Origin of the sequence: Bacillus jepli (assembly GCF_047238305.1) — a bacterium.
Classification (GTDB): domain Bacteria; phylum Bacillota; class Bacilli; order Bacillales; family Bacillaceae_L; genus Ferdinandcohnia.
Genome location: NZ_JBDFMO010000001.1, coordinates 2,679,612 through 2,694,344, shown reverse-complemented (window position 1 = coordinate 2,694,344; position 14,733 = coordinate 2,679,612). Strand labels below are relative to the sequence as shown.

General features: G+C 36.9%; 14 protein-coding genes. All 14 read right to left on the bottom strand.

Annotation, left to right across the window (positions count from 1 at the left end; genetic code table 11):
* Nucleotides 1-96: 96 nt before the first annotated feature.
* A complete protein-coding gene (gene rpoD, locus ABC371_RS13725; protein WP_412897301.1) occupies nt 97-1,233 on the bottom strand; it encodes an RNA polymerase sigma factor RpoD in 1,137 nt (378 codons plus the stop codon).
* Nucleotides 1,234-1,284: 51 nt separating this feature from the next.
* Nucleotides 1,285-3,093: a DNA primase gene (dnaG, locus tag ABC371_RS13720; RefSeq protein ID WP_412897300.1), complete on the bottom strand. Its 1,809-nt coding sequence runs from the start codon at nt 3,091-3,093 to the stop codon at nt 1,285-1,287.
* 40 nt (nt 3,094-3,133) lie between these two features.
* The gene (locus ABC371_RS13715; RefSeq protein WP_412899353.1) at nt 3,134-3,604 is read right to left on the bottom strand and encodes a YaiI/YqxD family protein; all 471 of its coding nucleotides are present in this window, start codon (nt 3,602-3,604) and stop codon (nt 3,134-3,136) included.
* A 350-nt stretch (nt 3,605-3,954) separates the two neighbouring features.
* Nucleotides 3,955-4,767 carry a pyruvate, water dikinase regulatory protein gene (locus ABC371_RS13710; RefSeq protein ID WP_412897299.1) on the bottom strand — a complete coding sequence of 271 codons (813 nt, stop codon included), beginning with the start codon at nt 4,765-4,767 and terminating at the stop codon, nt 3,955-3,957.
* A gap of 26 nt (nt 4,768-4,793) precedes the next feature.
* The gene (gene ccpN, locus ABC371_RS13705) at nt 4,794-5,432 is read right to left on the bottom strand and encodes a transcriptional regulator CcpN (RefSeq protein ID WP_412899352.1); all 639 of its coding nucleotides are present in this window, start codon (nt 5,430-5,432) and stop codon (nt 4,794-4,796) included.
* A 141-nt stretch (nt 5,433-5,573) separates the two neighbouring features.
* Nucleotides 5,574-7,652 (bottom strand): glycine--tRNA ligase subunit beta, encoded by a 2,079-nt coding sequence (glyS, locus tag ABC371_RS13700; RefSeq protein ID WP_412897298.1) that lies wholly within the window; start codon nt 7,650-7,652, stop codon nt 5,574-5,576.
* Nucleotides 7,645-8,535, bottom strand: a complete 891-nt coding sequence (gene glyQ / locus ABC371_RS13695; RefSeq protein ID WP_412897297.1) for a glycine--tRNA ligase subunit alpha — start codon at nt 8,533-8,535, stop codon at nt 7,645-7,647. Before glyQ ends, glyS begins: the two co-directional genes overlap by 8 nt.
* Nucleotides 8,536-9,018: 483 nt before the next feature.
* A complete protein-coding gene (gene recO / locus ABC371_RS13690; protein WP_412897296.1) occupies nt 9,019-9,768 on the bottom strand; it encodes a DNA repair protein RecO in 750 nt (249 codons plus the stop codon).
* Nucleotides 9,769-9,863: 95 nt separating this feature from the next.
* Nucleotides 9,864-10,007 carry a YqzL family protein gene (locus ABC371_RS13685; protein WP_116351514.1) on the bottom strand — a complete coding sequence of 48 codons (144 nt, stop codon included), beginning with the start codon at nt 10,005-10,007 and terminating at the stop codon, nt 9,864-9,866.
* A 225-nt stretch (nt 10,008-10,232) separates the two neighbouring features.
* Entirely contained in the window at nt 10,233-11,144 is a 912-nt protein-coding gene (gene era / locus ABC371_RS13680) for a GTPase Era (RefSeq protein ID WP_136377745.1), read from the bottom strand.
* Entirely contained in the window at nt 11,134-11,535 is a 402-nt protein-coding gene (locus ABC371_RS13675; protein ID WP_412897295.1) for a cytidine deaminase, read from the bottom strand. The genes era and ABC371_RS13675 overlap by 11 nt, the downstream gene beginning before the upstream one ends.
* Before the next feature lie 112 nt (nt 11,536-11,647).
* Complete coding sequence (locus ABC371_RS13670; RefSeq protein WP_412897294.1) at nt 11,648-12,022, bottom strand: diacylglycerol kinase family protein; 375 nt, start codon at nt 12,020-12,022, stop codon at nt 11,648-11,650.
* Complete coding sequence (gene ybeY, locus ABC371_RS13665) at nt 12,012-12,482, bottom strand: rRNA maturation RNase YbeY (RefSeq protein WP_412897293.1); 471 nt, start codon at nt 12,480-12,482, stop codon at nt 12,012-12,014. The genes ABC371_RS13670 and ybeY overlap by 11 nt, the downstream gene beginning before the upstream one ends.
* On the bottom strand, nt 12,479-14,674 hold the full coding sequence (locus ABC371_RS13660; RefSeq protein ID WP_412897292.1) for an HD family phosphohydrolase: 2,196 nt from the start codon (nt 14,672-14,674) through the stop codon (nt 12,479-12,481). Before ABC371_RS13660 ends, ybeY begins: the two co-directional genes overlap by 4 nt.
* Between the last annotated feature and the right edge of the window lie 59 nt (nt 14,675-14,733).

Genomic DNA, 14,733 nt, shown 5'->3' with positions numbered 1-14,733 from the left:
CTAAGTGGCAACGTCTTTGTGACCCATGTCGTGTGGACCAAAAAAATAGTTTACTTCAATTTTATGAAGTAAACTACGAATTGTAAATAAAAATGTTTATTCTAAGAAATCTTTCAGCCTCTTGCTACGGCTTGGGTGACGAAGCTTACGTAGTGCTTTAGCTTCAATTTGACGAATACGTTCACGAGTAACACCAAATACCTTACCTACTTCTTCAAGAGTACGAGTGCGGCCATCGTCTAGACCGAATCGGAGACGTAATACGTTCTCTTCTCTGTCTGTTAAGGTATCCAGGACATCTTCTAGCTGTTCTTTTAAAAGCTCATATGCAGCATGCTCTGATGGAGATGTTGCATCCTGATCTTCGATAAAATCACCTAGATGAGAATCATCTTCTTCACCAATTGGTGTTTCTAATGATACAGGTTCTTGAGCAATCTTTAAGATTTCTCTAACCTTTTCAGGTGTTAAATCCATATCCTCGGCAATTTCCTCAGGAGTTGGTTCACGGCCAAGATCTTGGAGTAATTGACGTTGCACACGGATTAATTTATTAATTGTCTCGACCATATGAACAGGAATACGAATGGTTCTCGCTTGGTCTGCAATCGCACGTGTAATGGCTTGACGGATCCACCAAGTGGCATACGTACTGAACTTGAAGCCTTTGCGATAATCAAACTTTTCGACTGCTTTTATAAGGCCCATATTTCCTTCTTGAATTAAATCTAGGAACAACATCCCACGACCAACATAACGCTTTGCAATACTTACAACAAGTCGCAAATTGGCTTCAGCAAGTCTGCGTTTTGCCTCTTCATCGCCTTGTTCAATTCTTTCAGCGAGCTGGATTTCATCATCTGCTGAGAGTAGGTCTACACGACCAATTTCTTTTAAGTACATACGTACTGGGTCATTAATCTTAACCCCCGGAGGAACACTGAGGTCATTTAAATCAAACTCTTCTTCCTTAGATAATTCTTGGATATTAGGATCATCTTCTTCATCAGCATCGGCATCATGGCCATCGCCTTCACCTATTAATTCAATCCCCTGCTCTCCAAGGAACTCATAGTATTCATCAAGATGATCTGATTCAACTTCAAAACCAGACATACGCTCAGCGATTTCCTCATAGGATAATACTCCGCGTTTTTTACCAAGTGCTGTTAATTTTTCTTTTACTTGCTCTAATGTTAATTCTGTATCAACTGCTTTAGACTTTTCAGCCATTTGTTCCCCTCCTTCCAAAACTAATATGACATAGAGGTTTTAATAACCTATTTAATGTAATGCTTTTTTCAATTGAATAATCTCATTAGCAATCGTAGCAGCCTTTAAATAATCCTTACTACGTTCAGCTTCAAGTTGTTCAGTTTCTTTTTCTTTTATCATTGACAATTTTTTATGATTCAACACCTGTTTCACATAATCGGATAACACAGAATCGGATACTTCTTCTTCAACTGACATCATAGCAATATCAGTCACAATCCGTTTAAGATTATCGTCATGTATTCTCGTTAAAAATGTGCTGATATCTGGTTCATGTCCTTCTTCATAATATGCATATAAATACGTTAAAATTGCTCGATGCTCTTCAATATTAAATCCGGCCTGAAGCTGATCTTGAACTTTATCCGCAATGTTCCGATCCCGCAGCATATGCGCAAGCAAAAAACGTTCAGCATTATGATAAGCTTTAAGTAAATGTTTAGATACGGAAGGTTTCGCTTTCGTATTATTTCTATTCCCAGCGAAATTATCCTTCTTTTTCCGTTCAGATTTATAATACTGAAGCTGTTGTTGCTTAAGTGCCTCAAGCGAAATTGAAAACTCATTAGAAAGTTGGCGCAAATAATGGTCTCTCTCAACAGCCTTTTCTAAAGAGGAAATTTCCTTAAGTACATCTTCTATATAACGGATGCGTTCTCCTTCATCTTGAAGATTTTTTCCTCTTCTTAAGTACTGCATTTTAAATGCCATTATTGTAAGACTTGCCCCTATTACATCATTTTTAAACTTCTCCGCGCCATATTTATTAATGTAGTCATCAGGGTCCATGCCATTTGGCATTGTCGCAACTCTTACATAACAACCTGCATCGAGAAGCATAGACGAGGCTCGTAAAGCGGCATCTAGCCCAGCATTGTCAGAGTCATAACAGATTACGACAGATTCCACATTCCTTCTAATTATTTTTACATGTTCATCCGTTAAGGATGTTCCCATTGTACAAATTGAGTTTGGAACATCTGCTCGATCAGCTGCAATTACGTCTGCAAATCCTTCAAAAAGGACCGCTTGCTGTTGTTTCCGTATCTCAAGTCTTGCTTGATGGAAATTGTAAAGGGTTTTACTCTTATTAAAAATAATTGTTTCTGGGCTATTTAAATATTTTGGTTCCTGACCCTTCTCAAGCACCCTTCCAGAAAAAGCAATTGTTTTGCCTTGATGGTCCCAAATTGGGAACATAATTCGATTTCGAAATCTATCAAAGAACGTCCCGGTATCTTCCTTTTTCACAAGTAATCCGGCTCGCTCCATCAACTCAGGCTTGAAGCCTCTTTTTTGGAGAAATTTCGTAGCAAAGCTCCATGAATCAAGAGCATAGCCAATTTCAAACTTATCAATGATTTCTCTCGTAAAGCCTCTATTTGTTAAATAGTCGAGCGCTGGTTGACCTTCTTTTGTATTAAGTAATAGGTGATGATAGAATTTCTTTAATAGTTCGTGTGCTTCCTGCATTTTTGAAACATCGTTATTTTTATCAGAAACAGCTGTTTGGTATTGGTAATCTGATAAGTCTATGTTCACTTTTTCAGCTAATTTAGCTGCAGCTTCGGCGAAGGAATACCCTTCTAAGTCCATTAAAAAAGAAAATACATTTCCACCTGCTCCACACCCAAAACAATGAAAGATCTGTTTATCAGGCGATACAGAAAATGAAGGGGTATTTTCACCGTGAAATGGACATAAGCCAAAATAATTTCTACCTTGCTTCTTCAATTGAACATATTCACTAATAACATCAACAATGTCAACAGATAAACGAATTTTTTCAATTGTTTCTTCGGGAATTCGATACCCCATGTTTAACATCCCCAAGTACTAAAATATTCTATATTGAGATCTAAAATCCTGCAATATTCGACAAACTTTTTTTAAATATTTTAGTAAAATGTTGTTTGTCTTCATCTGTAAAGGGTTTTGGTCCTTTCGAGTAGGTACCACTACGTCTTTCCTTTGCAGATAAAAAACGAAAATGGAGAATTTGGTCCATATCCTCTTCCTTAAATTCTTTGCCACGGGGCGATAATACAATTACACCTCTATTAACTAAAATACTTGCTAAGCCAGTATCCTGGGTAATGACGATATCTTTTTTTATTGCATGGTTCATAATATAGAGATCTGCAGCCTCTTTATCAGCGTCCACATACACCCATTTTCCACCTATGGGATTTGACATAACGTGGGCATATGAAGCTACAAATACAACATTGATATTATATGTACCCGCTATGCTAACTATTTCTTCTTTAACTGGACAGGCATCTGCATCAACAAATATTTTATTCTTTTTTTCGTCATATTTCTCTATTCTACATCACTCCAGAGAATCCTTCTTTTCCAGAAAAAGATTTAATAGGATGTTCAAAATCTGTGATTGTCCAATCTTTAGGTGAGTAACAAGAAAGAATATTTAAAAGTATTTTTTGGAAGAAAAATCTTGAATTGAGAAAATAATGTCGAAAATTAATTCACCTATTTCCTAATCTTACCCTTGACAACCTTCAATACATAGTTTATTCTATCCAATCGAACTCTAAACCTAAAAATATGTATTTTTATCACAATTTTTTATTATAATATAAAATTTCTTCAAGCGCCATAAAAAAACATATCTTTTTAAGATATGTTTTTGCCCCATTTGCACTAAAAAATATTTTTTTAATGAGTTTTGCGTTTATTGATTTTATTTAAAATAATATTGGCGGTTTCCTCAACTGCTTTATTTGAGACATCGATAACGTCACAACCGATTTTATTAATGATTGATTCAAAGTGATCGAGTTCTTCTTTAATACGGTTAATATTTGCATAAATTGCTTGGTCATCTAAGCCTAATGATTTTAATCGTTCACGCCTTATATGATTTAGTTTTTCAGGACTGATTTTTAATCCAAAGCATTTATTCTGGGACACTTTAAACAGTTCTTCCGGTGGATCAACCTCAGGAACAATCGGAACGTTCGCAACCTTATAGCGTTTATGTGCAAGATATTGAGATAATGGTGTCTTAGAAGTTCTCGAAACACCGATTAAGACGATATCTGCACGAAGGATTCCCCTAGGGTCTCGACCATCATCATATTTTACCGCAAATTCGATTGCCTCGATCTTTTTAAAATAATCCTCATCTAGTTTTCTTACAAGCCCCGCTTCATATCTTGGATTACTTTCATAAAGACCGGACATTTTGTCAATTAGCGGACCAATAATATCATTTACAATGACTCCTTCTCGTTCTGCTTCCTTCACAAGGAAGTCTCTTAGTTCAGGAACTACGAGTGTAAAAGCAATTATTGCATTATTAAGTTTTGCAAGGGCGACCACCTCTGACAATGTAGCTGTATCTTCTACATAAGGAATTCGTTTAATATCTGTATGTGAACCATTAAACTGACTTACAGCCGCTTTAACAACTAGTTCTGCTGTTTCCCCAACCGAATCGGATACTACATATACCACACGATTACTCATTTGCTACTCCATCTCCTTACCTAAAATTAGAGGATTTCATCCCCCGCGAGGGCCACTAAGGCTTTTGTCATATTTGTCTTTGTGATTCTTCCAATAACTTCTATACCACGTTCAGAGTGTTTTACAACAGGTAATGCATCAATTTGCTTTTCGATTAATTTATGAGCCACATCGAGTAAAAGATCATCTTTTTCACACATTGTAATGTTCGGCATGCGGGTCATAATGATGTTGACAGGAATAGATTTTAAGTCCTGATTTCCTAGACTTGCCCGCAATAAATCTTTTCTCGATAAGACGCCAACAAGAAGGGACGATTTATCCACCACAAATAAAGTTCCGACATCTTCCAAAAACATCGTTACAATCGCATCATAAACAGAGATGCTCTCATTTACGACGACAGGAATGGATTGATGATCCATCACTTTTATTTTTTTAATCTTATCGGCTAGCAACTGCTGTCCAGTTTTTCCAGTGTAAAAATAGCCGACCCGAGGTCTTGCTTCAAGATAACCAGCCATTGTTAAAATAGCGAGGTCCGGACGAAGTGTTGCCCTCGTCAAACTTAATCGGTCTGCAATCGCTTCTCCTGTAATCGGTCCATTGTCTTTTACAATTTGTACAATTTGTTCTTGCCTCTTGCTCAGTTCTATTGTACTCACCACCAATCGTAAAATCTGTTGATTTATGTATATAATGTTTAAAAGGGTTATACTAATTAGAATTATTATATACTAATTGAGTTCTAACGTATAGGGTATGAAAAAAGACTAGGAGCAAACAATGCTCCTAGTTATTCGTTCTTATTTTACAATGATGGCATTCATATCTCCGATTAAGTAAATCATGTGCGCCAATTGCACCATTTGTGCAAGACGATTTTTTCTTACTGCTTCGTCATCTGCCATAACCATTGTATGTTCAAAATATTGGTCAATTAATTCTCTCATTGAAGCTAAAAGATGGAAAGCTTCTGCTACATTTTTTGTTTGAAGGCTATTGATTACCTTTGGTTTAACCTCTGTAAATTTTTCAAAGAGATGTTTCTCTTCATCTGATTCAAAAAGGCTAGGATTAATTTCAGCTTCTTCACCTTTTTTCGCGATATTGAGCACTCGACCCAATGATTCGATTGTTGCTTTAAAGTCTTGATGCTCTTTATTTTTTTCAAGAATTTCGGCTTTTTGAACAAGTAGTCCAATATTGCCTAGCTTTGTACCAAGAACCGCATCAATAATATCGTAGCGGATGTGTCGGTTGTTTAATTCATGTTTGATACGTAATTTAAAGAATTGAACAAGTTCTTTCTCAATTTCTTGTTTCTCGAGCTTTGCGATATTTGCTTCAACAAATAAACTTAATACATATTCGAATAATTCTTCAAGGCTTATATTCCAGCCTTTATCAAGTAAAATTTGAACAACACCTGATGCCATACGACGTAATGCATACGGGTCCTGTGAACCTGTTGGAATGATGCCAATAGAGAAACACCCAACAATTGTATCCAACTTATCAGCAAGGCTGATCAAAGCACCAACAGTTGATGCTGGACTAGCGTCATCTGCATGTCGTGGCATATAATGCTCATTAATTGCTACTGCAACTTCCCTTTCTTCACCACTTAATCGTGCATATCGTTCACCCATAACTCCTTGGAGCTCAGGGAATTCATACACCATATTTGTGACAAGGTCAAATTTACAAATCTCGGCAGCCCGATTTGCCTTATTTTGCGTTTCGCTATCTAGCTCAAGAAGTTCTGATAAATGCTTTGTGATTAGCTGAATTCGTCTAACTTTGTCACCAATTGAGCCGATTTCTTCATGGTAAATGATTTTATCCAGCTTCTGAATTAGATCATCGATTTTTAGTTTTTGATCTTCTTTATAGAAAAAGTCTGCATCTGATAAACGTGCACGAAGTACTTTTTCATTACCCCTAGCGACTGTTTCAAGATGATTGTGGTCACCATTTCGAACCGCTACAAAGTAAGGAAGAAGCGCACCATTTTTGTCTTTTACAGGGAAATATCGTTGATGCTCTCTCATGCTTGTAACTAACACTTCTTCTGGTAAATTTAAAAATTCTTCTTCAAATTTTCCGTAAAAAGCAGTTGGATATTCTACAAGATTTGTTACTTCTTCTAGCAGATCCGCATCAATTGGAACTTCCCAATTGTTGTCTTCTTCTAAAATTTTTATTTGGTTTGTAATCGCTTCTTTACGCTCAAGATAATCAGCAATGACATATTGAGACATAAGTAGTTTTTCATAGCCATTTGGCGATGTAATTTCTACCTCATGACCTAAGAATCGATGTCCCCAAGTTTTATTGCTTGCCGTAACATTTGTGATCGTTATAGGAATAATCACATCACCGAATAGAGCGACAATCCATTTTATTGGACGAACATAGCGAAGCTCTTGGTCTCCCCATCGCATATTTTTAGGGAATGATAAATGTGTAATCACATCTTCAAGCTCACCTAGGATTTCTATTGTTTCTTTTCCTTTAATAAACTTATTGATATGTGCGTATTCCACACCATTGATTTCTTTAAAAAAGATATCTTCAACAGTCGCTCCTTGCCCTCTTGTAAAGCCCATCGCTGCTTTTGTCCAATTTCCATCCTGGTCTAAGGCAATTTTTTTCGCAGGCCCTTTCGCTTCGAGTTCAACATCCTTTTGTTTTTCAGCCACATCATGAACTAGAACTGCTAGTCTTCTAGGTGAAGAAAAACGCTCGACCTGTTCAAATGAAATATTATGTTCAAGCAACCAGTTTGTTACCTTGTCAGAAAGCTGATTCATAGCATCTGTTACAAACCGTGCTGGCATCTCCTCTAAGCCTATTTCAATTAATAAATCTCGATTACTCATGACGATCGTCTCCTTTTGCCTTCAGCATTGGGAAGCCTAATTTTTCCCGCTCTTCATAAAACGTTCTTGCAACCTTACGAGCCAAATTACGCACTCTGCCGATATACCCTGTTCTTTCCGTAACTGAGATTGCTCCCCTCGCATCAAGCTGGTTAAAGGTGTGAGAACATTTTAATACATAGTCATAGGCCGGATGAACAAGCCCTTCGTCCATTTGACGATGTGCTTCCTTTTCATAAATGCTAAATAAGTTAAATAACATGTCTATATCAGATGTTTCAAATGTGTATTTTGAATGCTCGTATTCAGGTTGATGGAAAATATCACGAACCGTAAATCCCTTCGTCCATTCAAGATCAAAAACATTTTCTTTATCTTGAATATAAGAGGCTAAACGTTCAATACCGTATGTGATTTCGACAGATACGGGTTTACACTCAATACCTCCGACTTGTTGGAAATAGGTAAATTGAGTTACTTCCATTCCGTCAAGCCAAACTTCCCAGCCAAGGCCTGCAGCCCCAAGTGTTGGTGCCTCCCAGTTGTCTTCAACAAAGCGGATGTCATGCTCTAATGGGTCAATTCCTAATTTACGCAAGGAGTCAAGGTAAAGCTCTTGAATATTATCAGGTGATGGCTTCATGATGACCTGGAATTGATGGTGTTGGTACAGGCGGTTTGGGTTTTCGCCGTAACGACCGTCGACTGGACGTCTTGATGGTTCCACATAGGCTACATTCCAAGGCTCTGGACCTAGACTTCTTAGGAATGTATAGGGGCTCATTGTTCCTGCTCCCTTTTCTACGTCATAGGCTTGCATGAGAATACAGCCTTGATCTGACCAATGCTTTTGTAACGTTAATATCATTTCTTGTATATTCATTATTGCACCTCCGGTAAAATTGACTAATAATTAGATTCAAAAAATAAATCTTTTACAAAAATAAAAAAACTCCCCTCCTCTATGCCTAACTGTAGACATAGGGACGAGAGTTTACCCGCGGTTCCACCCTATTTGCAACAACATAAAGAAGTTATTGCCTCTTTCAATCGATACACTCTGGAACGCCTTCCTTATTTGTTCATACCCTAGCTTCCACCGTCCTAGGTTCGCTTTTATGAACTTAGAGGTTGTTCAAAAAGTCCGGTAAAAACGACACATCGAATTTCTTCGTTGGCTTGCTTTTCCGTTGCTCACGTATTAACATCATACGTTCCGCTACTCAAAGCCGCGCCGCCTCGAACTTCTTGGTCCTTTTTATCCTCCTTTTTGAACACACACTGTAATAAGTACTACTTTCCTTCACCGTGCAATATTTTTAATTGAACTATATTCCATATTTCCAGTCATGTCAAGTGGTCCACTTTAAGGTAGTCGAAAATTATCAAGTTGATCTAAGAATCGTTTTGATTTTAGATACAAGCCTGAATATTCTTCATAATACATATCAATAATTTGTTTTATTTCTTTCTTCGTCTCATCCTTTACGGCAATACTACCTAATCGACTTAAATCAAAATAATAAAATAAGCGAAGTAAGCGAATGGTTGCTTGTGATACTTTTAGATGATATGGTTCTTTTTCATAGCAACGATGACAAAGAAGCCCACCTTCTTTAATTGAAAAAGCAAATTCGCCTTCCGTACTTTTACATATCGTACATTCGTTCAGTTGAGGATACAATCCAAGTAAAGGAAGCATTTTAAGTTCATAAATATACAGAAGAATATCACGATCATATCCTTCATTTAAGTAATTTATCGTTTGATATAGCATCTCAAATAAAAACGGGTTGGTTTTCCTATCTTCCGTACATTTATCGGTTAATTCCACGACATAAGATGCATATGCGGTTAAGAAAATATCTTCCCGTATCGAACGAAAAGTTGCTATGGTTTCACCTTGTTGTAAAACGCCTAATCCAGACGTTTTTTGAATTAAAAACTGCCCATATGTAAAAACCTGGGTAATAGCTGCTAGGCGACTACTAGGTTTTTTTGCGCCTCTTGCCATTACCCCAATTTTCCCCCATTCACGGGTATACAAAGTTACAATTTTATTTGTTTCTCCATAATCATTTGTTCTTATGATGATACCTTCGCATTTTTGTAGCACTTCTGTCACCATCCATTGGCAACAAGGCAACCAATTACCATTGTTACTATAATAGCGCGCCCTTTAAATATGCCAAAGACGCTTTAAAAGGATGGTCAAGTAATTGGAAAATCTATTTCTGCTAGCTCCTCATTTTGTGCTTCGGGTCTCTCAGTCTTCTCTTGTTCCAATTCCTTAAAAAGAAGATACGTATCAACATTACCTGTTTGACTAAACACCTTCCAGGTAAAATCTAACATAGTAACCCCACCTTTCTGTTATTAAGACTAGCAAAGACTACTCCAATTTCATTCACTTGTAGCAAATGTTCAAATTGTAAATTGCAGTTAGCTAAACTTTCACGCAATCCTTTTGAACTTTTACTTGTAAGAATATCTTGACCGAAAATCCTAAAAAACATGTTACATAAATTTTGCTAATCCGTGTATTTTTTCACCAAATACAAATACTGTAACGTTCTTGCTCTAATATTCATCTTCTCTAAACCCATAATCACGAAGCTGGGACATTTTATTACGCCAGTCCTTTTGAACCTTTACCCAAAGCTCTAAAAACACCTTCGATCCAAGCAATGCTTCAATATCTGCCCTTGCTCGCTTTCCAACCTCTTTTAGCATGCTACCTTGTTTTCCTATCACAATTCCCTTTTGCGAATTACGTTCAACAATGATAGTAGCACCCACATAGACGGTATTGCCACCTTCTCTTCGTTCAAGTGAATCCATGACAACCGCAATGGAATGTGGGACTTCCTCTCTTGTAAGGTGCAGCACTTTTTCACGTATTAATTCAGTAATGATAAATCGTTCCGGATGGTCCGTTACCTGATCAGCAGGATAGTATTGAGGCCCCTCTGGTAAATAATTTTTAATTTGTTCAACTAATCTCGGGGTATTTGTACCCTGCAGTGCTGAAATCGGAACAATTTCCTTAAATGGATAGAGACCTTTATACTTCTCGATTAATTCTAATAATTGATCAGGGTGTATTTGGTCTATCTTATTAACAACAAGAAAAACTGGTGTCTGAATATTTTTAAGGCGTTCAATGATGAACTCATCACCCCGACCATAGCCTTCTTCTGCATTTATCATAAATAAGACTAGATCGACTTCCTTAAGTGTGTTCTGGGCTACCTTCATCATAAAATCGCCCAACTTATGCTTTGGCTTATGAATTCCAGGTGTATCAATAAAAATAATTTGTGAGTTTTCTTCTGTATAAACCCCCTGCACCTTGTTTCGTGTAGTTTGAGGTTTATCACTCATGATCGCAATTTTTTGTCCGATAACATGATTTAAAAAAGTGGACTTTCCAACATTCGGCCGTCCAATTATCGAAACAAAACCTGATTTATAGCCATTCTTATTTTCCATGTAAATCCTCCGGTGTAAAAGCTCCTGGTAGTAATTCATTAATTGTTATCTCTTGTATATCACCTTTAAGATTCGATAAATATACCTTTGTATCAGGCTGGCATAGCTCTGAAATGACTTGACGACAGGCACCACATGGAGGCACTGGTCGTTCTGTATCTGCCACTACAGCTATTGCTGCAAACTTCTTGTCACCTTCAGACACTGCCTTAAATAGGGCTGTTCGCTCTGCACAATTGGTTACACTATATGCAGCATTTTCAATATTACAGCCATGGTACACTTTGCCATCCTCCGTTAGTAGGGCAGCCCCCACCTTAAACTTGGAATAGGGAACATATGCTAGTTCTCTTGCTTTTTTTGCTTCGTTGATTAATGCTTCTGTCTTCACTTCTATCTTCCTTTCTGCGTATCTTGGTACGGAAGTGTATTTTTATTTTACATAAAAATCGTGATTTATGCATGGGTTTAAATTATTTGTTACACAATTGTAAGAATTTTCTTTAAATTAATCTTTTTAAATAAGGGATGAAAATGATCAATCCAATAATAACTGAAATGATCGCATAAATGAGAACAGATCCAGCTGCAATATCTTTCGCTTTCTTAGCCAAAGGGTGAAATTCACTAGTAACTAAATCCACCACTTTTTCAACTGCCGTGTTCATTAATTCAATTGAAAACATTCCACCGATTAATAGAAGTATGACCATCCATTCCATCCTTGTGATGTGAAAGTAGAAACCACAAATCACAACAATGATCGAAAACAATAATTGTATTTGTAAATTACGTTCCGAAAAAAATGCTTCACGCAAGCCTTGAAAAGCAAACGAAAAGCTTTTGATAAAGCGAATCCAATTACTTTTACCGTTCAAGTCCATACGCCTCTAGGATTTCTTCTTGTCTTGAAAACATTTTTTTCTCATCCTCTTTTGTCATATGGTCGTAGCCGAGTAAATGCAAGAAACCATGTACTGCAAGGAAACCTAATTCTCGAGCAAAGGAATGCCCATATTCCTCGGCCTGCTCCCTTGCCCTTGGGATTGAAATGATGATATCTCCCAAAAGTTTCGGTATGTCTTCTCCAATTATCGTGATTTCTCCTTCTCCCATCTCTTCCATGGCAAAGGAAATAACATCTGTTGGTTGATCTTTGTCGCGATATTCTCGATTAATTTCTTGAATCCTATCATTGTCAACAAATGTAATTGAAACCTCTGTCCCTTCTTTAACTCCTTCTTTTTCAGCAGCTAAAAAAAGTAGTTCCCTCACTAATGTACATTCTTCTTCTTTAACTTCTCCTATTTCATCATTAAAATCAATTTCTAATCTCATGCTTCTTTCACCTTCTGTTTTGTAGCCTCCGCAGGGTATTCTATCCTTGAGTGGAAGATTCCCTTAAGTGATTCACAAAGTGTTTTCGCAACGACATCAAGCTCTTTAAGCGTGATGTTACATTCATCAAATTGTCCATCCTGTAATCGATCAGCGATAATACTATTTACCAGCGACTCGATTTTTTGTGGGGTTGGATTTGATAGTGAACGTACCGCTGCTTCCACGCTATCTGCAATTCCAATTACGGCAGACTCTTTTGTTTGTGCTTTAGGTCCCACATATCTAAAATCAGATTCTAGAATTTCTCGATCACTTTGTTGCTTCGCTTTATGATAAAAATATTTTAACAGTGTTGTTCCATGATGCTGCTCAGCAATGTCGACAATTTCTTTCGGCATTTTAAATTTCCTTAATGTCTCTGCTCCATCTGTGGCATGTGCTGTAATAATTGTTTTACTAAGCTGTGGTGCAATCTTATCATGCGGGTTTTCAATATTCATCTGATTTTCAATAAAAAAATGTGGTCGTTTTGTTTTACCAATATCATGATAATACGATGCAACTCTTGCTAATAATCCATTCGCTCCAATTGCTTCACAGGCCGACTCTGATAAATTCGCGACCATGACACTATGATGATAAGTTCCTGGTGCTTCCGTTAAAATTTTTCGTAGTAACGGATGATTTGGGTTAGATAATTCGATTAATTTCATCGTTGAAAGAATATTAAAGCCAGCTTCAAAGAACGGTAGCAGACCTATTGTTAAAACAGCAGCAATCACACCAGATAAAACTGCCATAATGATGGATGAACCATAATCCAAGCTTGAATAACTTCCATTTTGTAATAACATGATCGAAAAGATCACAATAATATTAATCAAAGCAACAAAAAGTCCTGCTTGGAGAATTTTCCCTCTACGATTATGCTTACTTAAAAACAACACGCCAGCTAAACACCCAAATAAGAAATAGATCCCTGCTGTGAAATTGAGTGTACCTGTAACACCCTGGTTAAAGATAATACTTCCACAAACAGCAAAAATCATGCTTGAGAGGATCGCGACTTTTTCATTAATCAACAGTTTTATTAACATTGCTCCCATAGCCACTGGAACAATATAACCTATATCAGAATAATCAATTTGTTGGAATAAACTTATGCCCTTCATTAATAAAATGGTTATAGTAAAGATAATCGCAAATATTAATAAGTAAATATTGCGATGCCGGTCAGTAGGTATTTCATTATAAAAATGATAGACGAGTGCCCCAATAACTAATACAAGAATTAACGCCAAGCCGATAAATGGTTGAATGGGGTTATTCGTGTTCGTCATACCTAAAAGCTCTAGTTGTCGATAAATATCCCTGGTAATTAATTGACCTTCCTCTACGATAATTTGACCTTGAAGAATTTTTACTGGCTCCACTGCTTCCATTGCTTGTTGGCGTTTTTCTTCTGTAGCTTCAACATCATAATAGACGTTCTGAACGACTGCAAAACGAGCCATTTCACGCATCGGTTCTCGTAGCGCTGTATCGACACTGGAATAACGTAATTCCTCTACAACTTTATTCTTTGCATTTTCTACCTCAGATGAAGGAATACGAGTATTCATTACATTATTTACAGCTGTGATAACCGCATCTTTTGTACGGGACAATTGCTCAGGAGAAGCTGTTAATAACGCTGTAAATACATCGTCCGGGATTCGATTAGTTAAATCCTGCGGAAGCTTTGTTTTTAACATCTGTAATTTTTCTGAAGCTGTCAGTGCTTTAGGTTCTTCCCCTCGATCTTCCTCTGTGAGACTTTCCCATTCTTTCACTTTTGACTTATACACGTCTGATGCTTCATTATTCGTTTCTTCAATTGAGTCAAAAATTGATATGGCAAGATCCACTTGATTATCTGCGTATTCGGATTTGAGAGTAAAAACATCGTCAACTTCTTTTACTGCTGCATCCTGTTTGGCCTTAGTGGCAATTTTATCTTCAATTGTTAATGGAGAACGAATTGTCTGTTCAGATGGATGCAGAATCTCTAAATGCAAAACTTCCGGTTTAACATTACTATACATGACTAAAAACATGATTCCTGCAAGGAGGATATAAATCAAAATATGTAGGTATTGAATACTATTAATAACAGCCAACTTATTTTTAAGTTTTGTTGTTTTCCCCATTTCTTGAACCTCCTTTTCTAAGGCTTATTTTACCAGTTCCTTTAATGATAAAAAAGACC

Coding starts and splice junctions, on each gene's coding strand:
- rpoD (WP_412897301.1), bottom strand. CDS start 1,233: ATGGCTGAAAAGTCTAAAGCAGTTGATACAGAATTAACATTAGAGCAA.
- dnaG (WP_412897300.1), bottom strand. CDS start 3,093: ATGGGGTATCGAATTCCCGAAGAAACAATTGAAAAAATTCGTTTATCT.
- ABC371_RS13710 (WP_412897299.1), bottom strand. CDS start 4,767: ATGAGTAATCGTGTGGTATATGTAGTATCCGATTCGGTTGGGGAAACA.
- glyS (WP_412897298.1), bottom strand. CDS start 7,652: ATGAGTAATCGAGATTTATTAATTGAAATAGGCTTAGAGGAGATGCCA.
- glyQ (WP_412897297.1), bottom strand. CDS start 8,535: ATGAATATACAAGAAATGATATTAACGTTACAAAAGCATTGGTCAGAT.
- ABC371_RS13685 (WP_116351514.1), bottom strand. CDS start 10,007: ATGTTAGATTTTACCTGGAAGGTGTTTAGTCAAACAGGTAATGTTGAT.
- era (WP_136377745.1), bottom strand. CDS start 11,144: ATGGAAAATAAGAATGGCTATAAATCAGGTTTTGTTTCGATAATTGGA.
- ybeY (WP_412897293.1), bottom strand. CDS start 12,482: ATGAGATTAGAAATTGATTTTAATGATGAAATAGGAGAAGTTAAAGAA.
- ABC371_RS13660 (WP_412897292.1), bottom strand. CDS start 14,674: ATGGGGAAAACAACAAAACTTAAAAATAAGTTGGCTGTTATTAATAGT.